General features: G+C 72.4%; 24 protein-coding genes and 1 pseudogene. 13 read left to right on the top strand and 12 right to left on the bottom strand.

The features are described from left to right. Positions 1-3 precede the first annotated feature (3 nt). On the top strand, positions 4-930 hold the full coding sequence (locus tag ACIGW4_RS25170; protein ID WP_399582949.1) for a cyclase family protein: 927 nt from the start codon (positions 4-6) through the stop codon (positions 928-930). 173 nt (positions 931-1,103) lie between these two features. Here the strand turns inward: ACIGW4_RS25170 and ACIGW4_RS25165 are convergent, their stop codons facing one another. From ACIGW4_RS25165 to ACIGW4_RS25150, 4 genes are all read right to left on the bottom strand, one after another. Next, positions 1,104-1,541, bottom strand: coding sequence for an ATP-binding protein (locus ACIGW4_RS25165; protein WP_123454451.1), 438 nt, complete (start codon positions 1,539-1,541; stop codon positions 1,104-1,106). 355 nt (positions 1,542-1,896) lie between these two features. Further along, positions 1,897-2,796 (bottom strand): acyl-CoA dehydrogenase family protein, encoded by a 900-nt coding sequence (locus tag ACIGW4_RS25160; protein WP_398710042.1) that lies wholly within the window; start codon positions 2,794-2,796, stop codon positions 1,897-1,899. A 7-nt stretch (positions 2,797-2,803) separates the two neighbouring features. Then, a complete protein-coding gene (locus ACIGW4_RS25155; RefSeq protein WP_123454446.1) occupies positions 2,804-3,937 on the bottom strand; it encodes an acyl-CoA dehydrogenase in 1,134 nt (377 codons plus the stop codon). Further along, positions 3,937-5,127: an amidohydrolase family protein gene (locus ACIGW4_RS25150; protein ID WP_398710041.1), complete on the bottom strand. Its 1,191-nt coding sequence runs from the start codon at positions 5,125-5,127 to the stop codon at positions 3,937-3,939. The genes ACIGW4_RS25155 and ACIGW4_RS25150 overlap by 1 nt, the downstream gene beginning before the upstream one ends. 157 nt (positions 5,128-5,284) lie before the next feature. Between ACIGW4_RS25150 and ACIGW4_RS25145 the strand changes: the two genes are divergently transcribed. Then, positions 5,285-6,817 carry a class I adenylate-forming enzyme family protein gene (locus ACIGW4_RS25145; protein WP_399582947.1) on the top strand — a complete coding sequence of 511 codons (1,533 nt, stop codon included), beginning with the start codon at positions 5,285-5,287 and terminating at the stop codon, positions 6,815-6,817. Here the strand turns inward: ACIGW4_RS25145 and ACIGW4_RS25140 are convergent. Further along, on the bottom strand, positions 6,765-7,163 hold the full coding sequence (locus ACIGW4_RS25140; protein ID WP_123454440.1) for an STAS domain-containing protein: 399 nt from the start codon (positions 7,161-7,163) through the stop codon (positions 6,765-6,767). The genes ACIGW4_RS25145 and ACIGW4_RS25140 overlap by 53 nt on opposite strands. A 159-nt stretch (positions 7,164-7,322) precedes the next feature. Here ACIGW4_RS25140 and ACIGW4_RS25135 point away from each other — a divergent pair, with 159 nt between their 5' ends. After that, positions 7,323-7,904, top strand: a complete 582-nt coding sequence (locus tag ACIGW4_RS25135) for a sigma-70 family RNA polymerase sigma factor (RefSeq protein WP_123454438.1) — start codon at positions 7,323-7,325, stop codon at positions 7,902-7,904. Continuing rightward, positions 7,901-9,257, top strand: a pseudogene (locus ACIGW4_RS25130) (zf-HC2 domain-containing protein). The gene ACIGW4_RS25135 and the pseudogene ACIGW4_RS25130 overlap by 4 nt, the downstream one beginning before the upstream one ends. Before the next feature lie 474 nt (positions 9,258-9,731). On the opposite strand, the gene purU reads toward ACIGW4_RS25130, so the two are convergent. Both purU and ACIGW4_RS25120 read right to left on the bottom strand, forming a co-directional pair. Next, a complete protein-coding gene (gene purU, locus ACIGW4_RS25125) occupies positions 9,732-10,583 on the bottom strand; it encodes a formyltetrahydrofolate deformylase (protein WP_399582945.1) in 852 nt (283 codons plus the stop codon). A 59-nt stretch (positions 10,584-10,642) separates the two neighbouring features. Beyond that, positions 10,643-11,086, bottom strand: a complete 444-nt coding sequence (locus ACIGW4_RS25120) for a hypothetical protein (protein WP_123454432.1) — start codon at positions 11,084-11,086, stop codon at positions 10,643-10,645. Between the two features lie 217 nt (positions 11,087-11,303). Here ACIGW4_RS25120 and ACIGW4_RS25115 point away from each other — a divergent pair, with 217 nt between their 5' ends. Then, on the top strand, positions 11,304-12,572 hold the full coding sequence (locus ACIGW4_RS25115; RefSeq protein WP_123457433.1) for an ABC transporter substrate-binding protein: 1,269 nt from the start codon (positions 11,304-11,306) through the stop codon (positions 12,570-12,572). Between the two features lie 42 nt (positions 12,573-12,614). On the opposite strand, the gene ACIGW4_RS25110 is transcribed toward ACIGW4_RS25115, so the two are convergent. Both ACIGW4_RS25110 and ACIGW4_RS25105 read right to left on the bottom strand, forming a co-directional pair. Then, a complete protein-coding gene (locus tag ACIGW4_RS25110; RefSeq protein ID WP_399582943.1) occupies positions 12,615-13,988 on the bottom strand; it encodes a hypothetical protein in 1,374 nt (457 codons plus the stop codon). A gap of 128 nt (positions 13,989-14,116) precedes the next feature. Continuing rightward, entirely contained in the window at positions 14,117-15,499 is a 1,383-nt protein-coding gene (locus tag ACIGW4_RS25105; RefSeq protein ID WP_399582941.1) for a transcriptional regulator, read from the bottom strand. A 290-nt stretch (positions 15,500-15,789) separates the two neighbouring features. On the opposite strand from ACIGW4_RS25105, the gene ACIGW4_RS25100 reads away from it, so the two are divergent. The 6 genes from ACIGW4_RS25100 to ACIGW4_RS25075 all read left to right on the top strand — a co-directional run bounded on the left by ACIGW4_RS25100 (position 15,790) and on the right by ACIGW4_RS25075 (position 20,886). Next, positions 15,790-16,455: a bifunctional DNA primase/polymerase gene (locus tag ACIGW4_RS25100; RefSeq protein WP_123457432.1), complete on the top strand. Its 666-nt coding sequence runs from the start codon at positions 15,790-15,792 to the stop codon at positions 16,453-16,455. 76 nt (positions 16,456-16,531) lie between these two features. Beyond that, positions 16,532-17,389, top strand: a complete 858-nt coding sequence (locus ACIGW4_RS25095) for an ABC transporter ATP-binding protein (RefSeq protein WP_123454428.1) — start codon at positions 16,532-16,534, stop codon at positions 17,387-17,389. Continuing rightward, a complete protein-coding gene (locus ACIGW4_RS25090; protein ID WP_399582939.1) occupies positions 17,389-19,014 on the top strand; it encodes a transporter in 1,626 nt (541 codons plus the stop codon). Before ACIGW4_RS25095 ends, ACIGW4_RS25090 begins: the two co-directional genes overlap by 1 nt. An 83-nt stretch (positions 19,015-19,097) precedes the next feature. Beyond that, a complete protein-coding gene (locus ACIGW4_RS25085; RefSeq protein WP_398710029.1) occupies positions 19,098-19,610 on the top strand; it encodes an SMI1/KNR4 family protein in 513 nt (170 codons plus the stop codon). Positions 19,611-19,693: 83 nt separating this feature from the next. Next, the gene (locus ACIGW4_RS25080) at positions 19,694-20,248 is read left to right on the top strand and encodes a hypothetical protein (RefSeq protein WP_399582937.1); all 555 of its coding nucleotides are present in this window, start codon (positions 19,694-19,696) and stop codon (positions 20,246-20,248) included. A gap of 119 nt (positions 20,249-20,367) precedes the next feature. Beyond that, positions 20,368-20,886 (top strand): hypothetical protein, encoded by a 519-nt coding sequence (locus ACIGW4_RS25075; RefSeq protein WP_398710026.1) that lies wholly within the window; start codon positions 20,368-20,370, stop codon positions 20,884-20,886. Between the two features lie 51 nt (positions 20,887-20,937). Here the strand turns inward: ACIGW4_RS25075 and ACIGW4_RS25070 are convergent, their stop codons facing one another. Both ACIGW4_RS25070 and ACIGW4_RS25065 read right to left on the bottom strand, forming a co-directional pair. Beyond that, complete coding sequence (locus ACIGW4_RS25070; RefSeq protein WP_399582936.1) at positions 20,938-21,999, bottom strand: hypothetical protein; 1,062 nt, start codon at positions 21,997-21,999, stop codon at positions 20,938-20,940. A 24-nt stretch (positions 22,000-22,023) separates the two neighbouring features. Further along, the gene (locus ACIGW4_RS25065; RefSeq protein ID WP_399582934.1) at positions 22,024-22,434 is read right to left on the bottom strand and encodes a hypothetical protein; all 411 of its coding nucleotides are present in this window, start codon (positions 22,432-22,434) and stop codon (positions 22,024-22,026) included. Positions 22,435-22,515: 81 nt separating this feature from the next. Here ACIGW4_RS25065 and ACIGW4_RS25060 point away from each other — a divergent pair, with 81 nt between their 5' ends. Together ACIGW4_RS25060 and ACIGW4_RS25055 are read left to right on the top strand one after the other, a co-directional pair. Continuing rightward, positions 22,516-23,334 (top strand): helix-turn-helix domain-containing protein, encoded by an 819-nt coding sequence (locus ACIGW4_RS25060; protein WP_399582933.1) that lies wholly within the window; start codon positions 22,516-22,518, stop codon positions 23,332-23,334. Then, the gene (locus ACIGW4_RS25055; RefSeq protein ID WP_399582932.1) at positions 23,331-23,504 is read left to right on the top strand and encodes a DUF397 domain-containing protein; all 174 of its coding nucleotides are present in this window, start codon (positions 23,331-23,333) and stop codon (positions 23,502-23,504) included. Before ACIGW4_RS25060 ends, ACIGW4_RS25055 begins: the two co-directional genes overlap by 4 nt. A gap of 54 nt (positions 23,505-23,558) precedes the next feature. Here the strand turns inward: ACIGW4_RS25055 and ACIGW4_RS25050 are convergent, their stop codons facing one another. After that, positions 23,559-24,779: an FG-GAP-like repeat-containing protein gene (locus ACIGW4_RS25050; RefSeq protein WP_399582931.1), complete on the bottom strand. Its 1,221-nt coding sequence runs from the start codon at positions 24,777-24,779 to the stop codon at positions 23,559-23,561. Between the last annotated feature and the right edge of the window lie 24 nt (positions 24,780-24,803).

The following is a 24,803-nucleotide window of genomic DNA, read 5'->3' as shown; positions in this document are numbered from 1 at the left end:
CCGATGTCTCTCCCCGCCGCCTTCCACGAGATCGCCAAGCGCGTCAACAACTGGGGCCGCTGGGGCCGGGACGACGAGATCGGCACGCTCAACCTCGTCACCGACGAGGTCGTGCGGGAGGCCGCCGCCATCGTCCGCACCGGCCTGCGCATCCCGCTCGCCGTCGACCTGAAGCAGGACGGCATACAGACCGGCATGATCCCCGGCCGGGTGAACCCGCTCCACGTCATGGTCCAGATCAACCAGGAACTCTTCGGCCCCGGCACGGTCGCCACCAGCGACGACGCCGTGACCCTCGGCCTCCAGGCCGGCACCCACTGGGACGCCCTGACGCACGTCTCCCACTCGGGGCGCATCTACAACGGCCGGCCCGCCGCCTCGATCACCCCGCACGGCCGCTCCGAGTTCAGCGGCATCCACACGGCCCGCCACCTCGTCAGCCGCGGGGTCCTCCTCGACGTCGCCGCCGCGATGGGCGTGGACCGGCTGCCGGGCGGCCACGCCGTGACCCCCGAAGACCTCGACGAGGCGGCCGAGTTCGGCGGGGTGACGGTGCGGTCCGGGGACGTCGTGCTCGTACGGACGGGTCAGATCCAGCTGTACCTGGCCGGGGACCGGCACGGGTACGCCTTCCCGTCACCGGGCCTTTCGGTCCGTACGCCGGAGTGGTTCCACGCCCGTGACGTCGCGGCCGTCGCAAACGACACGCTCACCTTCGAGATCTTCCCGCCCGAGATCGAGGGCCTCTGGCTGCCCGTGCACGCCCTCGACCTGGTCGAGATGGGCATGCTCCAGGGCCAGAACTGGAACCTGGAGGCCCTGTCCACAGCCTGTGCACAGGAAGGGCGGTACACCTTCCTGCTCTCCGCGATGCCCGAGCCCTTCGTCGGCGGCACGGGCACCCCGGTGGCCCCGGTCGCGATTCTCTGACCCCCCGAACGGGCCCCAGGGGAACCCGCGGGCGGCGGCGCGCTCGCACGCGCCCCGAGCACGGCACGGACCCGCCGCCGCCCGAACGCGACCCGCACACGCCGAGGGCCACGGCCCTCGGCTCCCCTCGCCACGAATCGCTCACCCCAGAGTGGGCAAAACGGAACGAATCGTCAACAGTGCACCCTGCCGGACGACAGGGGCGCCACGGCGGCGACGGACGGAACCCGGTCCACCTCGCACCAGATGCTCTTGCCGGCGCCCTCCGGCTGCCAGCCCCACCGGTCCGCGAGACCGTCCACCAGCTCCAGACCGCGCCCGTTGGTGTCCTCGCCCTTCGCGTGCCGGGGCCGCGGCGGCCGGTCGCTCGCGTCGGCCACCTCGACCCGCACCCCGCCCTCCGCGGCGAACAGCATCCGCAGCACGGCCGGACAGCCGGTGTGCACGACGGCGTTGGTCACGAGTTCGGAGATGAGCAGCACCAGCGTCTCGGCGAGCGGCTCGTCGGCCCCTATGCCCGATCCGGTGAGCCGTGACCGGGCCCACTTCCGTGCTCGCCCCACCTCTGCCGGGTCCGGCCCGACCACCAACTGAACCTGAAGCACCTGCACCGCTCACACCATCCGAACCGGCGGACAACACACCTTCACGGAACGTGATTCCCTTGTGGAACAGCATGGTTGACGTACAGTCACCGCAACAAGCGCTTCGGGCATATTCCAGCGCGAAGGAGTACGCATGGTCCATACTGTGCGACGCACGCTGCGGGTAGTCGAACGTCGGGCGCGAGCGGCGGGCATTCCCGGGCGCGGAGCCGCCGCAGGGGCGACACCGGGACGAACCGGGCCAACGAGCACTCGCATCCCACGGAGCGTACCGGAGGCGGAGGCCGACTCCGGGCCGTGACGGCCCCGCCGAAGGACACAACCCGGTATCGACATTCCGTGACCCTTCGGAAGCGAAGCGCTACAGCGCCGCCGCCACCGTCTCCTCCGCCCGCGCCGCGGGCATCCGCAGCTCGGCCCGCACCCAGGCCCGCTTCAGGTGCAGGTGCACGTCCGCCTCCCAGGTGAAGCCCATCCCGCCGTGCACCTGGAGGCAGTCCCGCGCGTTGCCGACGGCGGCCTCGTCGGCGAGGAGTTTGGCCCCGGCGATCTCGACGGGATCACCGGTGACGGACGCGGCCCACACGGCCGCCCGCGCGAGCTCCGTCCGCACGAGCATCCCGGCACACAGGTGCTTCACCGCCTGGAACCCCCCGATGACCTGCCCGAACTGCGTTCGCGTCCGGGCGTGGGAGACGGCCGTGCCGGTGGTGGCGTCAGCACTCCCGACCTGTTCGGCGGCGGTGAGCAGGACGGCTTCCGCCGCCTCCGTCGCGGGCAGGCGTTCCGCAGGGCGGGACGGGTGGGCACGGCGCCCGGTGCCGGGCACCCGGTGCAGGGGCGTGAGCGGATCGACCGACCGCACCGGCACGGCGCCGCCCGCCTCCCCCAGCACCACATCGGCCTCGTCCAGCCAAGGGACGAGCCCCTCCGAGGCGTCAGTCACGACGACAGCCCCCTCCGCCGCCCCCGGCACGACCCCGGCGGCCACGTGCGTGGCCACCAACGGCCCCGGCAGCAACACCCTCCCCGCCTCCTCGAAGAGGAGGACCGCCTCGGGAAGCCCGAGCCCCGCCCCTCCCTCCGCCTCCGGGAGCCGGAGGGAGAAGAACCCGGCGTCGCCGAGCTCCCGCCACAGCTCCCGGTCCAGGAGCGGGGAGTCGACCGTGCTCCGCAGCGCCTCCCGGTCGAAGAGCCGCGCGAGGAGTTCCCGTACACCTCGCCGCAGCGCCCTCTGATCCTCCGTGAGCCGAAAGTCCATGACGGGATCACCGCCCCTTCGGGAGGCCGAGGATGCGCTCGGCGACGATGTTGCGCTGGATCTGGGACGTTCCGGCCGCGATCGTGTACGAGAGCGAGGACAGCCGGTCGAGGTTCCAGTCGCGGCCGAGGTCGAGCGCGTCGGGCCCCAGGACGGCGGCGGCCGCGTCGTACAGCTCCTGGCGGGCGTGCGAGTAGTGCAGTTTGAAGACGGAGCCGCCCGCGCCGGGGACCCCGCCGGTCGCCTGGGCCTCGCTGACGTTGGCCTGCGTGAGCCGCCACAGCGCCTGGAACCCGGCGGAGAGCCTGCCGAGCCTGCGTCGCAGGACGGGGTCGTCCCAGGTGCCGTTCTTCCGGGCCGTGCGGGCGAGTTCGCCGAGGAGGCGGCGGCAGGCGACGACCTCGCCGACGAAGGCGGTGCCGCGTTCGAAGGAGAGGGTGACCATGGTGACCCGCCAGCCGTCGTTCTCCTCCCCGACCCGGTTGGCCACGGGCACCCGCACCTCGTCGAGGAAGACCTCGGCGAACTCGGTCGACCCGGCGAGGGTGCGCAGCGGCCGGACGGTGATGCCGGGGGCGTCCATGGGCAGGGCGAGCCAGGTGATGCCCTGGTGCTTGGGCGCCGCCGGGTCGGTGCGGACGAGGAGTTCGCACCAGTCGGCGACCTCGGCGTGGGAGGTCCAGATCTTCTGGCCGGTGACGACGTACGCGTCTCCGTCCCGTACCGCCCGGGTGCGGAGGGAGGCGAGGTCCGACCCGGCGTCGGGTTCGCTGAAGCCCTGGCACCAGACCTCGTCGCCGCGCAGGATCGGCGGCAGCCAGCGGGCGCGCTGGGCGGCCGTGCCCTCGGCGGCGATGGTGGGTCCGGCGTGGAGGAGGCCGACGAAGTTGGCGCCGACGTAGGGCGCGCCGGCGCGTTCGGTCTCCTCCAGGAAGATGAGGCGCTGGGTCGGGGAGGCGTCCCAGTGGGTGTCGGCGTAGCCGGCGTCGTACAGGCGTCGCTGCCAGCCGCAGTCGTAGGCGCGGCGGGCGGGCCAGTCGAGCGGGTCGGGGCGTTCGGGGAGGCCCGGCAGGGTGGCGGCGAGCCATTCCCGCAGGCGGGCGCGGTAGGCCTCCTCCTCTTCGGTGCAGGAGAGGTCCATCAGACGATCCCGAGGTCCAGCATGCGGATGGCGTTGCCGCGCATGAGCTTGTAGACCGTCTCGTCGTCGAGGCCCCGGACGTGGTCGAGGGCGACCTCCTTGGTGTGCGGGAAGGTCGAGTCGACGTGCGGGTAGTCGGTCTCGAAGGTGGCGTTGTCGCGGCCGACGACGTCCAGCGAGGCGATGCCGTGCTTGTCGCGGAAGAAGCAGCAGAAGATCTGCCGGTAGTAGTACGTGGAGGGCGGCTCGGGGACGATGTCGCGGACGCCGCCCCAGGCGCGGTGCTCCTCCCAGACGTCGTCGGCGCGTTCGAGGGCGTACGGGATCCAGCCCATCTGGCCTTCGCTGTAGGCGAGCTTGAGCCGGGGGAACTTGACGAGGACGCCGCTGAAGAGGAAGTCCATCATCGAGGCCATCGCGTTGTTGAAGCTCAGGCTGGCCTGGACGGCGGGCGGGGCGTCGGGGGAGGCGGCCGGCATCTGGCTGCTGGAGCCGATGTGCATGTTGACCACCGTCCCGGTCTCCTGGCAGACGGCGAAGAACGGGTCCCAGTGACCGGAGTGGATCGACGGCAGGCCGAGGTGGGTGGGGATCTCGGAGAAGGTCACGGCCTTCACCCCGCGCGCCGCGTTGCGCCGGATCTCGGCGACGGCGAGGTCGACGTCCCAGAGCGGGATGATGCAGAGCGGGATGAGCCGGCCGCCGCTGTCGCCGCACCACTCCTCGACCATCCAGTCGTTGTAGGCGCGGACGCAGGCGAGGGCGACCTCCTTGTCGTGGGCCTCGGCGAAGGTCTGGCCGCAGAAGCGGGGGAAGGTGGGGAAGCAGAGGGAGGCCTCGACGTGGTTGAGGTCCATGTCGGCGAGGCGGGCCTTGGGGTCCCAGCAGCCGCGCCGCATCTCCTCCCGCGTGATCCCCTCCAGGGTCATGTCGTCGCGGTCGAAGCCGACGGCGGCGATGTTGCGCTTGTACGGGAACTTGAGGTCCTCGTAGATCCACCAGTCGGTGGGCGGGCCCTCGGGGTCCATCGTGATCTGGTACTTGCCGCCGACGTAGGCGAGCTCGCCGATGCCGGCGGTGAGGGGGCGGGGCCCGCGGTCGCGGTACTTCTTCGGGAGCCAGGTCTCGAAGAGGTGGGCGGGCTCGATCACGTGGTCGTCGACGCTGATGATGCGGGGCAGTTCCGTCATGGAGCCTCTCCCGGACTCGGCGGGCCGTGCCGGCCCGTTTCTGATGACCCGTCAGATCTGACGGCATCAGGCTAGCCCCGCACCCCTGGACCGACAAGCGCCGGACCTCTACGCTCACCGCACCATCTGACGCAACGTCAGCCAGGAGGAGTACGGGATGAACGAGACCGCACACGCCCTGGGCGAGTCCCGCACGCTCTGGGAGCTCGTCGAGCGCCGCGCCGCCCTCACCCCCGACCGGCCCGTCCTCCTCCAGGACGACCGCGTCCTCACCTTCGGCGGCCTCCGCGAACGCGCCGAGCGCTGCGCCGCCGGGCTGTACGGGATGGGCGTGCGCCCCGGCACGGTCGTCGCCTGGCAGCTGCCCACCCGCATCGAGACCGCGGTGCTCTCCTTCGCGCTCGCCCGCCTCGGCGCCGTGCAGTCCCCGGTGATCCCCTTCTACCGGGACAAGGAGGTCGGCTTCGCGCTGCGCGAGTCGAAGGCCGAGTTCTTCTCGGTCCCCGGAAAATGGCGTGGATTCGACCATGCGGAGATGGCGAGGAGGCTCGGCGCGCGCGGGATCTTCGAGGCCTATGAGGACCTTCCGGACGGCGACCCGGCCGTCCTCCCCCCGCCGCCCGCCTCCGGCACCGACGTCCGCTGGATCTACTGGACCTCCGGCACCACCTCGGACCCCAAGGGCGTCCTGCACACCGACCGCTCGCTGCTCGCCGGCGGCTCCTGCCTCGCCCACGCCCTCCAGCTGACGGCCGAGGACGTCGGCTCGATGGCCTTCCCGTACGCGCACATCGCCGGGCCCGACTACACGGTGATGCTGCTGCTGTACGGCTTCCCGGCCGTGATGTTCGAACAGTTCGCGCTGCCCGAGGCCCTCGACGCGTACAACCGGCACGGCGTGACCGTCGCCGGCGGCTCCACCGCCTTCTACTCGATGTTCCTCGCCGAGCAGCGCAAACGGCCCGGGAAGCCCGTCATCCCCACCCTCCGCCTGCTCGCGGGCGGCGGCGCGCCCAAGCCGCCCGGGATCTACCACGCGGTGCGGAAGGAGCTGGGCTGCCAGCTCACCCACGGGTACGGCATGACCGAGGTCCCCATGATCACGATGGGCGCCCCCGACGACACCGCCGAGAACCTCGCCACGACCGAGGGCCGCCCGCCCGCCGGCATGGAGATCCGGATCACCGCCGACGGCGAGGTCCGGCTCCGCGGCGAGGCCGTCTGCCGGGGCTACCTCGACCCGGCGCAGACGGCCGCCGCCTTCGACGAGGACGGCTTCCTCGTCACCGGCGACGTGGGGCACCTCACGCCCACCGGCCACCTCGTGCTCACGGGCCGGGTCAAGGACATCATCATCCGCAAGGGAGAGAACATCTCGGCCAAGGAGATCGAGGACCTCCTCCACCGGCACCCGGACGTGGGCGACGCCGCCGTCATAGGCCTCCCGGACGCCGAGCGCGGCGAACGCGTCTGCGCCGTCGTCGAACAGCCCCCCGGCGCCGCCCCGCTCGGGCTTCCACAGGTCACGGCCTTCCTGCGGGAGGCCGGGCTCTCCGTCCACAAGCTGCCGGAACAGCTGGAGGTGGTGGACGCGCTCCCCCGCAACGAGACCCTGCGCAAGGTGCTGAAGTACAAGCTCAGGGAGCGGTTCGGCGCGGCTTCGGGATCGGCTGGTCCGGCACCCCGCTGAGCGCCTCCGGCATGTCCTCGTACACGTCGAAGAGGCGGTGCACGCCGAGCGCGGACAGCACCCGGCCGACGTGGCCCTCCCCGTCCGCCCGCTGCTCCGGCAGGATCAGGCGGAGCCGGCCGCCGCACGAGCGGAGCAGCCGGCGGGACGCGATCAGCACGCCGACGCCGCTGGAGTCGCAGAACCGCACGGCGGACAGGTCGATGACCAGGTCGTGCCGGCCGCCCGCGACGGCGTCGTGGACGCGGCGGCGTATCCCGGGGGAGGTGACCAGGTCCAGTTCCCCCCGGACGCGGAAAACCGTCCAGGAGCCGTGCTCGTCCTCGTCGACCTCGATCGTCGTCACGCACGCCGCCTGCCCCGCCGGGAGGCGTCGAAACCCCTCGGCCCGGGGATGACGCTTTCCTTACCATCCGCATCCGCGTCAAGGGCGCACTTGCGGCAAACAGGCGTGCGTTGTCGGAGCGGCCCACTACTTTGGAGGAGAACCGGAACGGAGGGCCGCATGGCGATGGACACACCACCGCGCTGGGACCGCAGGATGCAGCAGCGGCTGGCGCGCGGGGAGGCCGCTGCCCTCGGCGAGTTCTACGACCGGTTCGCCGCCCTCGTGCACAGCCTCGCCCACCGGGTCCTCGACGACGACGCGGCGGCCGACCAGGTCACCCGCGAGGTCTTCGGCTACATCTGGGAGAACCCCGACTCCTACGACCCGAAGCAGGGCAACATGCGCTCGTGGGTCGCCAAGCTGACCCAGCGGCAGGCCGTGCACCGGCTCCGGCAGGCCGAGGCCCTGGCGTACGCGGAGACGGGGATCGGCTCCGCCGAGGAGCTGGAGCAGAAGGTCCACCGGGCCACGGTCGCCGCCCGCGCCGACTACATCGTGACCTCCATGCCGGCGCCGCTCCGGAAGGCGCTCGAACTGGCGTACTTCCAGCGCCGCGACTACCGCCAGACCGCAGCCGACCTCGGCGTCACCGAGGACGAGGCCCGCCGGCGCCTCCGGCTGGGACTCCAGCTGCTCTCCTCCGCGCAGGCCCGCCCCCTCGAAGGGTCCTCGCCGCCCGGCTACGGACGGCCGCGGTGACCGGGCCGGACGACGGCGCGGACGAGGTCGCACGCGCGCCCCGGATACCGGGACCGCGCCGTGCGGCCGACGACCACGCGGACCTGACGACGCGACTGCCGCAGGTTTCGGAGGCGGGGACGGAAGAGACGGACATGGAGGAGACGAAGGAACCGGAGGTACACGAAGTACCGGAGGTACTGGAGGGATCGAAAGCACCGGGCATATCGGAAGGCTCGGAAGAACCGGGCGGTGCGGACATTCCGGAAGTACCGGACCTCAGTCACAACGTGCTCAAGTCCCTCCTCGGGGCCTGGGCACTCTCGGCGTGTTCCGCCGGCGAGACCAGGGCCGTCGAGAACCACCTCACCGCGTGCGCCCCCTGCGCCGACGAGGCCCTCCGGCTCCGCGACGCCGTCACGCTCCTCCACGAGGACCGCGACCTGGACCTCGACCCGCTGCTCCGCTCCCGGGTCCTGGAGAACTGCCTGGGCCGTCGGCCCGCCCGCATCCCCGTCCCCGACTGGGTCACTCCGTACGACGCGGAGACCGCCCGGCTCGACGCGCTCCTGCGGGACATCGGCGAGTCCGAATGGCACGCGCCGGTACGGCTCAAGTGGTACGAGGAGGACCGCCTCGTGCGCCGCAAGGCCACCGTCGCCGGGGTCATCGGCCACCTCCTGGCGGTGGACGGCCTGGTGACGGCGGCGCTGGGCCTGGAGGACCCGCTGCGCGGACGTGCCGGAGCTGTCCCCGACGGAACGCACGGAGACGTTCTGGTCGTCCCTCGACCGGCCGCCGAACCGGTCCATCCGGGGACCGTGGCGCGACCAGTCGCACACGCTGATCCGGACGATCGCCTTCGCGGGCCGAGGGGTGGCGGACCTGACCGTCACCTACAAGGACTTCGCCCTGCCCCTCCAGGACTCGCTCCTGGAGCGGGCCTTCGAGTGCTGGCGGCACGCGGACGACATCGCGACCGCGGTCGCCTACCCGTACGCGCCGCCCAGCGGGCCGCACCTCCACGGCATGATCGACCTCGCGGCCCGGCTGCTCCCCGGAGCCCTCGCCAACCGGCGGCGGGCGGGGCTCGCCGGCCCCGCCAAGGAGCTCGTCGCGGCGGGCGCGCCGGGCCGCTCGCTCCACCTGGAGGTGGAGGGCGCGGGCGGCGGCCACTGGTACATCTCCCTGGACTCCCCCGCGGCGATCGGTTCGCCGGAGCGGGCGGTGGCGCAGGTGGCGATGGACGGGGTCGAGTTCTGCCAGCTGGTGGCGGGGCACATCACGCCGGAGGAGGCGGCGGCGGGACAGGACGGCGACCGCGAGGCCATCAAGGACGTCCTCTCCGCCACGGCGTCCCTGAGCCGCCTGTAGCCCTCCACCCCGCGCCCCCGTTGGGGGCTGCGCCCGCCGGTGCGGTGCCCCCGCCCACCCCGTTGTGGGCGCGCACCCGCCGGTGCGGTGCCCCCGTCCACCCCGTTGTGGGCAGTCGTTCCGCTGGGGCGGAACGGGTGGGCACAACGGACCCGCGCCCTGCCGGCGCCCGAGGCTGGTGCCCCGACCCGCACCCCTAGGTGCACCGCACTTGGGGTGCGGGTTCAGGCGCGGAACGCGGAGGCGCCGCTCAGGGCGCCGTCCCGTGTGCCCACCCGTCCCGCCCCAGCGGGACGATTGCCCACACGGGCAGGTGGGAGCCGCCCACCCGGGCGCGGGCCCCACACGGGCAGGGGCACCGCCCCGGCAAGCGCGGGCACACGGCAGGTAGGCGGGGGCACCGCCCCGGCAAGCGCGGGCACACGGCAGGTAGGCGGGGGCACCGCCCCGGCGGGGGCGCCGCCCCCCGGGGGGTCAGGTGAAGACGACCGTGCGGCGGCCGTTCAGGAGGATTCGGCGTTCCGCGTGCCACTTGACCGCCCGCGCCAGCGCCTGGCACTCCACGTCCCGCCCGATCGCCACCAACTGGTCCGGCGTCACCTCGTGGCCGACGCGCTCGACCTCCTGCTCGATGATCGGGCCCTCGTCGAGGTCGGCCGTCACGTAGTGCGCGGTGGCGCCGATGAGCTTCACGCCGCGGGCGTGCGCCTGGTGGTAGGGCTTGGCGCCCTTGAAGCTGGGGAGGAAGGAGTGGTGGATGTTGATGATCCGGCCGGAGAGCTGCTTGCAGAGGTCGTCGGAGAGGACCTGCATGTAGCGGGCGAGGACGACCAGCTCCACGTTCTCGGAGCGGACGAGGTCCAGGAGTTCCGCTTCCGCCGCCGGCTTGTTCTCCTTCGTCACCGGAATGTACCGGAACGGGATCCCGTACGAGCCCACCAGCTCCTCGAACTCCGTGTGGTTGGAGACGACCGCGACGATCTGCACCGGCAGCGCCCCGATCCGCGACCGGAAGAGCAGGTCGTTCAGGCAGTGGCCGAACTTGGAGACCATGAGGACGACCCGCATGGGCTGGTCGGCGCGGTTGATCTGCCAGTCCATGGCGAAGGAGTCGCCGACGGCGGCGAAGCTCGCCCGGAGTTTGTCGACCGTCACCGGCGTCTCGGCGGAGAAGTGGACCCGCATGAAGAAGAGACCCGTGTCACGGTCTCCGAACTGCTGGCTGTCCTCGATGTTGCAGCCGGTGATGAAGAGGTAGCTCGACACGGCGTGCACGATGCCCTGCTTGTCGGGGCACGAGAGGGTGAGGACGTACTGGTCGGTCATCCTGCCAGCCTGCCATACGACGCCCGACCGGGAGACGGACGTCCGTCAGGCGGAACGCCTCAGGACCGGGTCATGATGCGCAGCACGTCGAGGGAGCGCGGGGGCGTGTCGGGGTCCTCGCCGTCGGCCCGCGCCATCCGTACGTGTGCCTCGCGGGCGGCGCGCACGGCTTCCGGCCAGCCGGGGTGGGCGACGTACGCGGTGACGGGGGCGTCCGGTCCGACCTGGTGCATGATGCGCAGCACCCGGAGGACGGCGACGTCGACGAGGGCGGCCTCGCCGGAGTCCCGGAAGATCGCGCCGACGTACTTCTCGGCGGACCAGTTGTCGAGCCAGGTGTCCTCGACGAGGCGGTAGACGGCGTCGGTGACGTCGCCGTACCCCTCCTGGCCGGCCAGCCAGGCGGTCTCGTGGAACACGGGGTCGGAGAGCATGTGCAGCGCCGAGCGCACGTTGCTGCGCCAGCGCCACCACGGCATGTCGTTGAGCGGCATGCCGCCCATGGTGGAGGAGCGACGGCCGCGACGGGAAGAGTTAACCGAACCGGGGACCTGACCGGTGACTGGACTGGACACGTTTCGATCGTACGTTCCCTTGTCCGGTAAGCGGACTCGCCCCCTCCCCCGTCCGGTCGCCCGCCCCCGCAATTCACCTTCACGTCACCCACCGTTGAACCGTGCACACTCCCGCGTTACCCATGAGGCGGAAATGTGCATGCCCATGACCGGTAGGCGACTGACCTCACTCCTCGCGTACGTCACGACAGCGGCGGCCGGAGCGTCGCTCCTCACCGGGTGTGGCGTGCTCCCTGGGGCCACGGGGGGCTCCAGGGAGCCCGTCACGGTGATGACCTGGGCTCCCGACCAGACCCGGGCGACCAACATGCCCGGAATGCCCGCCATGGCACAGACCTACGCCCGCTGGGTCAACGCCCGGGGCGGCATCGACGGCCACGAATTGCGCGTCCTGACCTGCAACGAGCAGAACACCACCGCGGGCGCCGCCGCCTGCGCCCGCCGGGCCGTGCGCGAGAAGGCGGTGGCCGTCGTCGGCTCGTACAGCCAGAACGGCCGCGCCTTCATGGCCCCGCTGGAAGCCGCGGGCATCCCGTACATCGGCGGCTACGGCATCGCGGAGGACGAGTTCACCAGCCCGCTCTCCTATCCCGTGAACGGCGGAGTGGCCGCCCTCGTCGCCGGGCACGGCATGCAGCTCGCCGGCTCCTGCGACCGGGTCTCCCTGGTCCGCCCCGACACCACCGCGGGGGACAGGCTCCCCGAGCTCCTCGACTCCGGCCTGCACAAGGCGAGTCACCGGGGCGCCGTCGACATCCCGGCCCTGGAGGACGCCGCCGAGTACACCGAACAGGCGGACCGGGCCCGCACCCGGGCGGGCGGCGAGAAGGGCTGTGTGACCGCCGTCCTCGGCGAGCGCACCCAGACCTTCTTCGACTCCTTCCGCCGCCTCCCCGGGCAGGAGGAGGAGAAGCGGGACAAGGACGCCGTCCGGATCTCCTCGGTCCTCGGCAGCGTCGACCAGCCCGTGATCGACCGCACCGGCGGCCCCCACAGCCCCTTCGAGGGCGCCTTCGTCACCGGCTGGTACCCGGAGGCGGGCGACAAGAGCTGGGCGCCGATGCGCAAGGTCATCCAGGAGTACGCCTTCGCCGACAACCGGGTCGACCCGGCCGACGCCGGCGTCCAGACCACCTGGATCGCCTACACGGTCCTCAAGGAGGTCGTCGAGGCCCTCCGGAAGGACACGATCACGGCCGAGGACATCAGCCACTCCCTCGACCGGGGCGAGCGGATCGACACCGGCGGCCTCACCCCCAGCCTGCGCTGGAAGTACGAGGACATGCTCGGCGCCCCCGGCTTCACCCGGATCGTCAACCGCGAGGTGACCTTCCAGGTGGTCCGCCAGGGTCGGCTCGTGGCGCAGAAGCCCGGCTTCGTCGACGTCGGCGAGACCGTCCTCAGCGCCCCGTAGGTCCTGTCCGGCGGTTCGGGGCCGGACAGGGCCCGAGCCCGGTCAGAGCTGCGACCAGCTCCGCTTCTCCAGGCCGTACTTCGCGGCGGTCGGGTTCCACAGCCCGGCCGCCGTCTTCTTGGCGTCGGTGGCCTCGCCGCTCTTCGCGTCCCCCGCCGTCTTCTGGCTGGTCGACCGGGCGTGGCCGCCCTTGCAGGCCTTCTTGCCCTTCATCTGGCCGGCCCAGGCCGCGTAGTGGTCGTCGGCGGCGGCCGAGGCCTGCCAGGCCTTGGTGAGCGCCGCCGTCAGCGCCGCGTTGTCCGGGATCTTGTCGACCGACAGCGCCTGGAGCCGGGTGATCAGCCCCCGGCGCTGCTCGGCGGCGCCCCGCAGGTCGGCCGCGGCCTTGTCGAGGTCCTTGCACTGGTTGATGGCCGCGACCGAGCTGATCACCGTCTGACGGCTGCTGCTGCTGGTCGCGAGCAGCTTGCTGAGCTCCTGCGCCTGCGGCTCCGCCGGGTCGGCCTGCTTCTCCGTGGGCGCGGGCGCCCCGGTGGAGGGCGCGGCGGAGCTCGCCGCCACGTTCTGCCCGGGGGTCTTGGGGTCCTTCTCCTCGTCGCCGCCGCTGAGCAGCATCCCGGCGCCGAGGCCGACGACCGCGCAGCCGACGACGACGGCGGCGATCAGCGCGAGCGGCGACCTGCGGCGCGGCTCGGGCTCGTCGTCGTAGTAGGCGTCCTGGTAGGCGTACTGCTGTTGCTGCTGCGGGGGCTGCGGCGGCTGGTGGTGCTGGGGCTGCTGCTGGTACGGGGCCGGGGCCGGCTGCTGGTAGCCCTGCGGCGCGTGCGGCTGCTGGGGCGGCCGCGGGGCCTCCGTACGGAAGAGGCTGTCGAACTCGGCGGGCGGCTGCCGCTCACCGGGCGTCTGCGGCGGTACGGGGGCGATGTACCGGGTCGCGTCCGAGGCGCCGGCCGGGGCGGGTCCCTGGCCCTGGTGGGCGAGCGGGCCCGTGCCGAGGAACTGGGTGTCGGAGCCCCCGCCCTGCTGCGGCGGCACCGGGGCGATGTACTGGGTCGCGTCCGAGGCCCCGGCCGGCGGCGGGTAGCCGTACCCCGGCTGCGGCGCGCCCTGGACCGGCGGCATCCCGCCCGGGACCGGCGCGATGTGCTGGGTCGCCTGCATGTCGGCGGCGGCCGGGGCGGCCGGCCCCGGGTAGCCGTAGCCGGGCTGCGGCGGGCCCTGCTGCGGGGGTATCGGCGGCAGGTACTGGGTGGACTGCAGGTCGGCGGCGCCCGGCGGCGCCTCCGGGGGCAGCGGCTGCGCGGGCGGCAGCGGCTGCCCGCCCTGCTGCCCGCCCGCCTGGCCCCCGGCGGGACCCCAGGCGCCGCCCCACGGCTGACCGCCGCCATGCTCCGGACCCTGTCCGTTCTGCGTCACCGGGACTCCCACCCATAAACCTACGGAATCGTCGGCTCACGCTACCGGGTGCCGACAGGGCTCCGCACACACGTGTGAGACCGGTTACACAACCCGTTCACGAAAAGGGCCGGGGCGTCGAGAGCCGCCTACGCCGCGTACAGCTCCATCCGCGCGCCGAACTCCCGCACCACCGCCTCCCCCGCGTACGGCTCCAGGCGCTCCCTCAGGTCCTCCAGGTACTCCGCGCCCCGTGACGACCGCAGCGTGCCGAGGAGTTCGAGCGCCTGCGTGCCCGTCCGGCAGGCCTGCTCCACCTCCCGCTGCTGGACCTGCGCCGAGGCCAGGAGCGCCAGGCCGATCGCGCGCCGCCGCGCCCGTGACTCCGGATGCCCGGCGATCGACTCCTCCGCCGCCCGCGCCGCCGCCTCCGCCTGCCCCAGGTCCCGGTGGCAGTGCGCCAGTTCGTCCGCGAGGTAGGCCGCGTCGAAGTGGGCGATCCACACCGGGTCGTCGCCCGCCTCCGGATCGGCCCGGTCGAGTGCCCGCGCGGCACGGCCCGCCGCCGACTCGAAGGCGCGCGCGTCGCCCATCAGCGCGTGCCCGCGCGCCTCCGCCGCGAGGAACATCGCCTCCGCGCGCGGCGGCACCTTCCCGCGCGCCCCCTCCTGCGCCGCCCGCGCCAACTGGGCGATCTCCCGCGGGTTGCCGAGCTGCGCGGCGAGGTGGCTCATCGAGGCGGCGAGCACATAGCCGCCGTACCCCCGGTCCCCCGCCGCCTGCGCGAGCCGCAGCGCCTGGATGTAGTACCGCTGCGCGAGGCCCGGTTCGCCGGTGTCCACCGCCATGTACCCGGCGAGCTCGGTCAGTCGGGCGACCGCCGCGAAGAGCTGCCGTCCGACCGCCTCCCGGTACGAGCCCGACAGCATCCCCGACACCACGCTGTTGAGGTAGTGCACCACCACCGGTCGCACGTGGCCGCTGCCGAAGCGCCGGTCGAGGTCGACCAGCGCGGCCGTCGTCTCCCGTACGGCCGCGACGTCCGCGACCCCGACGCGGGCCCCCGCCGTCCGGGCCACGTGCGCGTCGGGACCCGTGATCAGCCAGTCCCTGCTGGGCTCGACGAGGGCGGAGGCCGCGACCGCCGAACCGTTCAGGAACTCCCTGCGTCCCACGTCGCTGCGCCACAGTTCGCAGACCTGCTCGATCGCGCCGGGCACGGTCGGGGCGAACTGCAGCCCCACCCCGGCGGCGAGGTTGCGGCCGTTGGCCATGCCGACCTCGTCGATCGTGACCGTGCGGCCCAGCTTGCGGCCCAGCGCCTCCGCGATGATGCCGGGCGCCCGGCCCCGCGGCTGCTGGCCGCGCAGCCAGCGCGCCACCGACGTCTTGTCGTAACGCAGGTCGAGGCCGCGCTCGGCGCCGACCATGTTGACCCTGCGGGCGAGGCCGGCGTTGGAGCAGCCGGCTTCCTGGATGAGCGCCTGGAGCCGTTCGTTGAGCTGACGCGGAACGAGTGGCCTGGCTGCCATGAATACCCCCTGAGGCCGTGCGGTGATCACCAGAGAAGAGATCACTGCCCGGTTGATATCCGGTCAATGCAGATGTGAACACGCGAAACCGGACACGTCGGCCGCGCGGACGAAACCGTCCCGCGACCGGCGCCCCCACCTCTCCGTACCCACCCCCGCTCCCCGGCCCGCCACGCGCCCCCGCCAGTGCACCCATGCGCCCCGCGTGCAGGATCGATGCGTCAACACGTCGACCGCCGCGCCCGTAACCCCTGGTGACGTGGGAAGTTGTGCTCACCGTGGAAGAGACCATGGGAGTCACGGAAGCCGCACAGATCCCCAAGCAGCGGGGCGAGCAGCTGCTGGACAGCGCCGTGCGGTACGCGGAAGAGCGGCACTGGGACGTGTTTCCCGGGACCTGGCTGGAAGCCGTCGAAGGCAGGGAGCGCTGCTCCTGCGGCGCCGACGCGTGCGCCGTGCCCGGCGCCCACGCCGTCAGGCCCGACTGGTCGACCCAGGCGACCGGCAGCGGGGTCGGGGCGCGCCGGATGTGGTCGAAGACGCCGAAGGCGTCGATCCTGCTCCCGACCGGCCGCACCTTCGACGCGATCGAGGTGTCCGAGTCGGCCGGTTTCCTGGCCCTCGCCCGCATGGAGCGCATGGAGCTGACCCTCGGCCCGGTGACCTGCACCCCGGACCGCCGCATGTACTTCTTCGTGCTCCCCGGCGCCGCCGCCAAGGTCCCGGACCTCGTCCGCAAGCTCGGCTGGGCCCCCGCCTCCATCGATCTCGCCACGCGCGGCGAGGGCCACTACGTGGCGGCCCCGCCCACCCGGATCGGCGGCTTCGGCGCCGTCCAGTGGGCGCGGCGCCCCACCCCGGCGAACCGCTGGCTGCCGGACGCGGAGGAGCTGATCAGCCCCCTCGCGTACGCGTGCGGCCGGGAGGCGGCGGAGGCCCGCAGCCGCGCGCAGTGACCCGGAGGCGCCGTCGACCGCGTTTGTAGGGTGGTCCCCGTAAGCATGACGGGGACCACCGAAGGGTTGACGGAACATGCCTGACCAGGCATTTGACGGAGCGTTCGACAGAAGGGGCGCCGCACCGGGGGAAGGTGCGGCGCCCGCCGTGCGCGTCGAGGGGCTGTGGAAGCGCTTCGGGCAGCAGATCGCGGTGAACGGGATCGATCTCGTCCTGCCCGCCGGCCGGTTCATCGGACTCGTGGGACCCAACGGAGCCGGCAAGACCACCACCCTCTCCATGATCACCGGCCTGCTGCGGCCCGACCAGGGGCGGATCCTCGTCGCCGGACACGACGTGTGGGCCGACCCCGACTCGGTCGCCCGGGTCAAGGCCCGCATCGGCGTCCTGCCGGAGGGCCTGCGGCTCTTCGAGCGCCTCTCGGGCCGTGAACTCCTCGCCTACAGCGGCCGGCTGCGCGGTCTGCCCGGCGCCGAGGTCGACAAGCGGGCGGCACAGCTCCTCGACGTCCTCGACCTGACCGGCTCGCAGAACAAGCTGGTCGTCGACTACTCGACCGGCATGCGGAAGAAGATCGGCCTCGCCGCCGCGCTCCTGCACAACCCCGAGGTCCTCTTCCTCGACGAGCCCTTCGAGGGCGTCGACCCCGTCTCCGCGCAGACCATCCGCGGCGTCCTGGAGCGGTACACCTCCTCCGGCGCGACCGTCGTCTTCTCCAGCCACGTCATGGAGCTCGTCGAGTCCCTCTGCGACTGGGTCGCCGTCATGGCGGCCGGCCGGATCCGGGCCCAGGGCACGCTGGCCGAGGTCCGGGGCTCCGCGCCCTCCCTCCAGGCGGCCTTCCTGGAGCTCGTCGGTGCGAACGGCCGCGAGGCGGCCGGGGACTCGCTGGACTGGCTCGGCGGCGGGGCGGGCCCGGGCGGGGCCCGCTGATGAGCACCGACACCACCGCCTCCGCCGCCGCCCCGTCCCTCACGTCCGTCTTCGTACGGCTCAAGCTGTCGCTGCTGCGGAACGGGCTGCGGCAGTCCGGCGGGCGGACCGCCGCGTACATCACGTCGATCGTCCTCGGCGCCCTCTTCGCCGCCGGCATGGTGCTGGGCTTCGTCCTGCTGCGGGGCCACGCGTCCGCCGTCACCGTCGCGGTCCTCGTCACCGGCGTCCTCGCGCTGTCCTGGACGGTCATGCCGCTGTTCGTCCCGAGCGGTGACGAGACCCTGGACCCCTCGCGGCTCGTGATGCTGCCGCTGCTGCCCCGGCCGCTGGTGCGGGCGCTGCTCGTGGCCTCCCTCGTGGGCGTCGGGCCCGTCCTCACCTTCCTCCTGACCCTGGGCGCGGCCCTGTCCCTCGCGCACGGCGCGGCCGGCACCGTCGTCGCCGTCCTCGCCGTGCCGCTCTCGACCGTGACGTGCGTGGCGCTGTCCCGGTCCGTGGCCGCCGCCAACATCCGGCTCCTCACCTCCCGCAAGGGCCGGGACCTGGCCCTGCTGAGCGGTCTGGTCATCGCGATCGGCATGCAGCTCGTGAACTTCGGCGCCCAGCGGCTCGGCCGGGCCGGGGGCCTGGGCCCCCTGGAGCCGGCGGCGTCCGTCGTCGGCTGGCTGCCGCCGGCCGCCGCGATCGGCGCCGTCGACTCCGCGAGCCGGGGCGACCACGCGGTGGCGGCGGCCCGGCTGCTGCTCACCGCGGCGGCCCTCGTGGCGCTCGTGTACTGGTGGCGGCGGAGCCTGGTGCGGCTGATGGTCGAGCCGGACGGCTCCACGATCGGCGCGGCCGCCGACGCGAAGGCCGGCGGGAAGAGCGGTACGGGGCTGCTCGCCCGGCTCCTCCCGGCCGGGCGCACCGGCGCCGTCATGGAACGCAGCCTGCGGTACGCCTGGCGCGACCCGAAGACGAAGGCGGCGTGGGTGACCTCGCTCGCCATCGGCCTGATCGTGCCGATCTTCAACGCCTTCCAGGGCGCGGGCTCGATCTACTTCGCCTGCTTCGCCTCCGGCATGCTCGGCATGCTGATGTACAACCAGTTCGGGCAGGACACCTCGGCGTTCTGGATGGTCGCGCAGACCATCGCGACGCCGGCCGACGCGTACGCCGAACTCCGGGCGCGGGCCCTGGCCCTGCTGTCGGTCACCGTGCCGTACACGGTGTTCGTGACCGTGGTGACGGCCGCCGTCCTCGGCGACTGGACGAAGCTCCCCGAGGGCCTCGGCCTGGCGTTCGGCCTGCTCGGCGCGATGGTCGGGACGGGCGCGGTGACCTCGGCGCGCTTCCCGTACTCGGTCCCCCAGGACAGCGGCTACAAGAACGTGGTGCCGGGACAGGCCGGGCTGGCCTGGATCTCGATCTTCGGCGGCATGATCACGGCGGCGGTCCTGAGCGCCCCGCTCATCGCCGCGACGATCTACCTCCACGTCTCCGACCAGCAGTCCCTGCTGTGGCTCCTCCTCCCGGCGGGCCCGCTCTACGGCGCGCTCCTCGTCCTCGCGGGCCTCAAACTGGCGGCCCCGCGCACGGCGGGACGCCTGCCGGAGATCCTGGCGGCGGTCAGCAAGGGGTAGGCGGGCGGGTCGGCGCCCGTACGGAGCCCCCGCCGGTTTCCCCGCCGTCCTCCATCGCGCGCGGTCTTCCCTAGGATGCGCGCGTGACGCGTTTCGACGAGGTGAGGGCGACGTTCTGGGGCGAGGACCCGCACGGGGACCCGCCGCCGCTGACCGACGCGGCCGTACGGGACGCCGAGCACCGGCTCGGCGTCCGGCTGCCGGCGTCGCTGCTCGCCCTCCTGCGGGACCGCGACGGCGGTGTCGTCGCGGACGCGTGGGACGCGTACCCCACGGGCGCACCGACCTCGTGGAGCGACGACCACGTCCCGTTCGACCTGCTGATGGGCATCGCCGAGGAGGGCGGCCGGCACCTCTCGCTCCTCGACTCGCCGTCCCTGGTGGAGGAGTGGGGGCTGCCGTCGCCCCTGGTCCTGCTCTCCGGCGACGGGCACACGTGGATCGCGCTCGACTACCGGACGTGCGGCGGAGACGGGGAGCCGTCCGTCACGTGGTTCGACGCCGACGAGGCGAGCGAACTGCCGCTGGCCCGGGACTTCCGGACGTTCGTCGAGGGACTGACGGCCTCGGCGTCGTTCTCCGACGGAGAGGACTGACGGGGCCGGCCGGTCGCCGAACCGACCGGGTCCCGGTCACCGCACCCGCCGGCCCGCGGGCAGGATCCGACAGGGAGACGACCTTGCCGATACGTACGATCCGCACGAGAACGGCCCTGCTGCTCGCGGTCGCCCTGACCGCCGGGGGCCTCGGCGGCTGCTCGGCGCTCACGGCCGCCATGGGATTCACCGACTGCGAGGGCAGCGGGGAACGGGTGGAGCAGCTCCGGTCGATCGCCCTCCTCGACACGCCGCCGAAGGGGGCCACCGAGCCCCGGGGGTACGAGGGCGTCGAGGCGGGCTGCTGGGAGGACAGCGGCTACGCCTCGGTCCAGGCCGACCGCACGTACGCCTTCTCGGGCACCCCCGCCGAGGTGATCCGGCACTACCGGACGGCGGCGGCCCGCGACGGCTGGCGCCCCGGCTCGACCGGCCGCTCGGTCCCCGACATGCCGATCGACCTGTGCTTCACCCGCAGCGTGGACGGGACCCCCACGATCCTGACCGTCTCCTCCCTCACCCCCACGACCCTCGCCTGGGAGAGCGGCCCCGTTCCCCCCGAGCTCGCCACCGGCTCGGGCTTCCGCGTCGAGGCGACGGCGGACGTCGAGGGAGGGGCGATCGACTGCGACGACTGAACGGGGACGCGCCGCCCTCCGGCGCGGGACCGGCCCACGATGGGGTGAATCGTGCGCGGGGCAGGTGCGCACCCCCTTGGATGGCCCGGGTAACCCCCCTCCTACGTAAGGCCATCGAGATGACTCCTGGACTCCCTCCGATCGGCGCCGAGATCCCCTGCTCCCGCCTCGCCGTCAACGTCCCGATGCAGATCGAGGGCACCCTCCTCACCGCCGACTTCCGGGGCGGCATCAAGCACCGCGTCGACGTCAACCCCGACAACCCGACGGACTCCGTCCGGCTGCGGACCGTCGGACACAGGATGAGCGCGGAGCTGCCGGACGGCGGCACCCTCACCATCGAGCAGAACGACGTCGACACCGACGCGCCCAGCACCCTGACGCTGACCCAGAAGTTCCCGCCCGCGTACGAACTCCGCGAGGTCACGAGCTTCACGCTGGTCGTCGAGCGGGGCGAGGAAGAGCCTCTGATCCTGGTCACCAAGCAGCCGATGGTCCTCCTCGCCAAGCTGACCCAGTTCCCGCCCCGGGGCGACCTCTACCAGCTGGAGAAGCCCGTCGAGCTGGTCCACCCGGACGACCCGGCCAAGGTGATGGCCGTCATCGAGAAGTTCCCCGTCAAGGTCGGCGGCCTCTAGTCACGGCAGCAGGACCGGACACCGAGGGCGGAGCCGAGGCGCCGCCCTCGTTCACGTGCCGGGAACGGCGCCCTCGGCCCTCACCTGGTCGACCCGTGTCCTCCAGGAGGGACGGGCAGCGGGCTCCCGGAGCTGGATCCCGTTGGCCCGACGGGCCAGTTCCATGCGGCAGTTGCCGCAGTGCGTCTCGTCGCCGACCGGCCGGAAGACGTGCTCGCCGCCGAATCCCTCGCAGGTCACCAGGCCCGGCCGGGCGGCTTCCGCCGGACGCTCCTGGGGCCTCGCGGGCGGCAGCGGGACCGGGAGCTTCTCCGTCAGGCGGTGGCGCAGGAACCCGGCCGCCGAACGGACGCCGCCACGCGGCAGATGGGCCGTCAGGGCGTGCCGGAGGTCCGCGACGGACACCCCGCGCCGGAGCCACTCCGCCGCCATCTCGGCCAGACCACGGGCCTCCCGGACGCCGAGCAGCAGGTCCCGGTTCTGATGCCGGAGCGACAGCAACAGGCGTTCGGCCTCGGCGGCTTCGGGTGTGGAGCCCGCTTCCGGATCCGGCTTCGTTTCCGGCTTCGGCTTCGGCGCCGGTTCTTCGGTGGGTGGGTGGGGAGAAGTCTTCTCTCCGTCTTCTTCTACCGGTTTTTGAGGTGCAGGGTGCCGGACACCCCGAAAACCGGAAGTCGGTCCCCCGTCATCCCGCGATTCGGCCGGAGCCGCCGCCCGAATCGCATTCGCCTCCTCACGCGTGAGGGTGACGTTCGAGAGCAGCTGCTCGGTCATCCAATGCCCACGATGGGTCTGCCACTTCCACTCGTGGAGGTACCCGCTCGCCGTCAGGAACTCCCTCGCCCGGTGGTACGCCCGGGGGCGCATGCCCAGGTCGGCGGCATGCTCCCCGAGCGGCTTGGCAGCGTCGGTCTCGGGGAGGCCCTGGACGTAGAGGAGGAGGATCTTCGCGTCGCTGTTCAGACGCGGATGACGCACGACACCGTTCGAAGCCTTGGTGAAGCTCCGCACCGGAGCGATAGCATGCCTAAGCATTTCTGGTGGACTCCAGATCCACTGGTAGTGAAGGCCCTCGGATTCCTGGTGTTGGCGCACCACCGGGGGCCGCTCCATTTTTCACGGAGCGTGATGATGCGATCACCGTAGCGCACACTTCACCATGCGATGCAACAACTCCGGCTCCACGAACGGATCTTCGATGGTCGGCCGGGACCTCCAGTCCAGCGGCCAGGTCACCCCGTGCAGCGCCGGAATCCCGACGAACGCCTGTCCCCGCCCATTCCGGCTCAGCGCCCGCGCCGGAGCCGGCCACGCGTGCGCGGCGGCGGTCTGCGGCGGCAACAGGAAGTAGTGGTTCCTCTCCCCCGTCGCCTCACGGACGATCGGTCCCGCCTGGAAGTCCGTGAACTCCATCAGGCGGTACGCCACGTCCTCGCCGAGGAAACCCCCGATCCGTACGGCATCGAAGTGGACCCCGGCGTGACGGAGGGCGTGACCGGACGCGGGCACCCAAGAGGGCACGCTGTCAAGCGACTTGCGCAGATTCATGCGGCCAGCTTGGAGGCCGTGGTCTCCTGTGACCAGCGACACAGTCCGGTTGTGCAGGACTGTGCACTCGGGAGGTCGGGTGTGAACAACGAGAACAGGAAGGGCCAGGGAGCCGCGAAGGCCTTCGGCGCCCTTCTGCGCTTCTACCGGGAGCGGGCCGGGGTTTCGCAGGAGGCACTGGGCAAGGAGACCGGATACTCCAAGTCCCAGGTGGCGATGATCGAACGCGGGCAGCGGCGCCCCAGGGGGCGGTTCGTCGAGATCGCGGACCCGTTCCTGAGTGCACAAGGTGCACTTCTGGAGGTCGCGGAGGAGGTGACGGCGAGCGGCGTCGCCGCGTGGTTCGAGGACTACCTGGAGGAGGAGGCGAGGGCGGCGGGCATTCACATGTACGAGACGCATCTGATTCCCGGCCCCCTCCAGACCGAGGAATACGCCCGGGCCGTCTTCCACTGCGCCGTCCCGGCCTTGGAGGACGAGGACATAGAGGCAGGAGTCGCCGCCCGCATCAAACGACAGGAGATGTTCTTCCGCAAGCCCGCACCCCTGGTGACGTTCGTCCTGGAGAAGGCGGCCCTCACCAAGCCGCTCGGCGGGCCGGACGTGCTCCGGAAGAACCTTCTGCACGTACGCGAGCGCGCCGACCTGCGGAATGTCACCATCCAGGTGATGCCGGAGAATCGGTGGACCCATGCCGGACTCAACGGTCCCTTCATCCTCTTGGAGACCGAGGAGCGCAGGGGGCAACTCGTCTATGTCGAGGGACAGGGCGGCAGGTACTTTCTCAGCGAACAGCCGGACGTGGGGGACTGCTTCGCCCGCTACAGCGCACTACGGGCGCAGGCCTTCACTCCGGAGGACTCCGCACGACTCATCGAACAGGTGGCACGAGAGCTATGAGCACCGACCTCAACTGGTTCAAGAGCAGCTACAGCGGCGACCAGGGCGGCAACTGCGTCGAGGTCGCCTCCTGCCCCGACTCCGTCCACGTCCGTGACTCCAAGGACACCACCCTCCCCACCTTCGAGGTCTCCCCCGACGCCTGGGGCGCCTTCGTCGCGGCGCTGTGAACGACGAGGGCCTCCACCCCGGTCCGGGGTGGAGGCCCTCGTCGAGGTCACCGGTCAGAACGCGCCGTTCAGACCCATCCAGTTGGCGTCCTCCGGGGCGCCCGCGTTCAGCGCGCCCGTGCCCTTGCCCGTGTAGAGGACCAGGCAGCCCACGCCCCGGCAGCCCTCGCCGACGTAGCTGCTGGTGGTGATCGTCGCCAGGTCGTTGCGGCCGTCGCCGCTGTAGTCGCCGACCGCGAGGAACGACGCCATGACGTTCCAGCCGCCGCTGCCGATCAGGACGCGGGAGCCGACGCCGCCGGTCGAGGTGCCCGGGTAGAACCAGAGCTTGCCCGTGGACGCCTCGCGGGCGATCAGGTCGGGCCGGCCGTCGCCGTTCATGTCACCGGCGCCGACCAGCGCGTTCATCGCGTTCCAGCCGCCGGAGCCGATCAGCTTCCGCGCGCCGAGGCCGGTGCCGGTGCCCGGGTACAGCCACAGCTTGCCCGTGGACTTCTCGACGGCGACGAGGTCCGAGCGGCCGTCGCCGGTCAGGTTGCCGAAGGCGGTGATCCTGTCCATGGCGTTCCAGCCGCCGGAGCCGATCAGCTTCCGCGTGCCGACGGCGCCGGTGCCCGTGCCCGGGTACAGCCACAGCTTGCCCGTGGACGCCTCGCGGGCGACGACGTCCTCGCGGCCGTCGCCGGTGAAGTCGCCGTGCCGGGTGAGGGCGCTCATGGCGTTCCAGCCACCGGTGCCGATCAGGCGCCCGGTGTCGTCGCCGGGCAGGTACCAGAGGCGGCCGGCCTTGTCGCGGACGATGACGTCCGACTTCCTGTCGGCGTTCATGTCGCCGAAGCCCGCCGCCGTCGGGGAGGTGTACGCCCCCCACTCCGGGTACGGGGGCAGGACGCACTCGCGCTCGGTCGGGACGAGCTTGATCGAGCTGACGCTGTTCCCCGGGTAGCCCCACTCCGTGCCCCGCGTGTCCGGGGCCCAGACGGAGGTGCCGCTGTTGACGTCGTAGTTCGGGGAGTCGTAGAGGCAGGCGAACTTGTTCGTGTGGTTGACGACCGACCTGAACGTGTTGTCCCACGTCCCGAGCGTCGCCCGGTTCGCGTTCGTCTTGTACATCGTGCCGGTGCCGTTGTCGGACTTCCAGGCACAGAAGTAGCCGGACGGGCAGTCGCTGATCGCGGCCTGCGCCGGCGCCGCGCCCGCGCCGAAGAGGCCGAGCGAGGTGAGCCCCAGCGTCGTGGCCACCGTGGCCACGCGCCGCAGCATGGAATTGCGCATCGAGTTCCCTCCAACCGGCGCGGA

The organism is Streptomyces sp. NPDC053513, assembly GCF_044544765.1.
Lineage (GTDB): Bacteria > Actinomycetota > Actinomycetes > Streptomycetales > Streptomycetaceae > Streptomyces > Streptomyces litmocidini.
The sequence above is the reverse complement of the archived record's forward strand: the minus strand, read 5'-3'. Positions and strand labels throughout refer to the sequence as shown.

What these genes read in the sequence shown, in the direction of transcription:
- ACIGW4_RS25170 (WP_399582949.1), top strand. Translation starts at nt 4, where the DNA reads ATGTCTCTCCCCGCCGCCTTCCACGAGATCGCCAAGCGCGTCAACAAC.
- ACIGW4_RS25160 (WP_398710042.1), bottom strand. Translation starts at nt 2,796, where the DNA reads ATGGACTTTCGGCTCACGGAGGATCAGAGGGCGCTGCGGCGAGGTGTA.
- ACIGW4_RS25155 (WP_123454446.1), bottom strand. Translation starts at nt 3,937, where the DNA reads ATGGACCTCTCCTGCACCGAAGAGGAGGAGGCCTACCGCGCCCGCCTG.
- ACIGW4_RS25150 (WP_398710041.1), bottom strand. Translation starts at nt 5,127, where the DNA reads ATGACGGAACTGCCCCGCATCATCAGCGTCGACGACCACGTGATCGAG.
- ACIGW4_RS25145 (WP_399582947.1), top strand. Translation starts at nt 5,285, where the DNA reads ATGAACGAGACCGCACACGCCCTGGGCGAGTCCCGCACGCTCTGGGAG.
- ACIGW4_RS25135 (WP_123454438.1), top strand. Translation starts at nt 7,323, where the DNA reads ATGGCGATGGACACACCACCGCGCTGGGACCGCAGGATGCAGCAGCGG.
- purU (WP_399582945.1), bottom strand. Translation starts at nt 10,583, where the DNA reads ATGACCGACCAGTACGTCCTCACCCTCTCGTGCCCCGACAAGCAGGGC.
- ACIGW4_RS25120 (WP_123454432.1), bottom strand. Translation starts at nt 11,086, where the DNA reads ATGGGCGGCATGCCGCTCAACGACATGCCGTGGTGGCGCTGGCGCAGC.
- ACIGW4_RS25115 (WP_123457433.1), top strand. Translation starts at nt 11,304, where the DNA reads ATGACCGGTAGGCGACTGACCTCACTCCTCGCGTACGTCACGACAGCG.
- ACIGW4_RS25105 (WP_399582941.1), bottom strand. Translation starts at nt 15,499, where the DNA reads ATGGCAGCCAGGCCACTCGTTCCGCGTCAGCTCAACGAACGGCTCCAG.
- ACIGW4_RS25100 (WP_123457432.1), top strand. Translation starts at nt 15,790, where the DNA reads ATGGGAGTCACGGAAGCCGCACAGATCCCCAAGCAGCGGGGCGAGCAG.
- ACIGW4_RS25095 (WP_123454428.1), top strand. Translation starts at nt 16,532, where the DNA reads ATGCCTGACCAGGCATTTGACGGAGCGTTCGACAGAAGGGGCGCCGCA.
- ACIGW4_RS25090 (WP_399582939.1), top strand. Translation starts at nt 17,389, where the DNA reads ATGAGCACCGACACCACCGCCTCCGCCGCCGCCCCGTCCCTCACGTCC.
- ACIGW4_RS25075 (WP_398710026.1), top strand. Translation starts at nt 20,368, where the DNA reads ATGACTCCTGGACTCCCTCCGATCGGCGCCGAGATCCCCTGCTCCCGC.
- ACIGW4_RS25070 (WP_399582936.1), bottom strand. Translation starts at nt 21,999, where the DNA reads ATGGAGCGGCCCCCGGTGGTGCGCCAACACCAGGAATCCGAGGGCCTT.
- ACIGW4_RS25065 (WP_399582934.1), bottom strand. Translation starts at nt 22,434, where the DNA reads ATGAATCTGCGCAAGTCGCTTGACAGCGTGCCCTCTTGGGTGCCCGCG.
- ACIGW4_RS25055 (WP_399582932.1), top strand. Translation starts at nt 23,331, where the DNA reads ATGAGCACCGACCTCAACTGGTTCAAGAGCAGCTACAGCGGCGACCAG.
- ACIGW4_RS25050 (WP_399582931.1), bottom strand. Translation starts at nt 24,779, where the DNA reads ATGCGCAATTCCATGCTGCGGCGCGTGGCCACGGTGGCCACGACGCTG.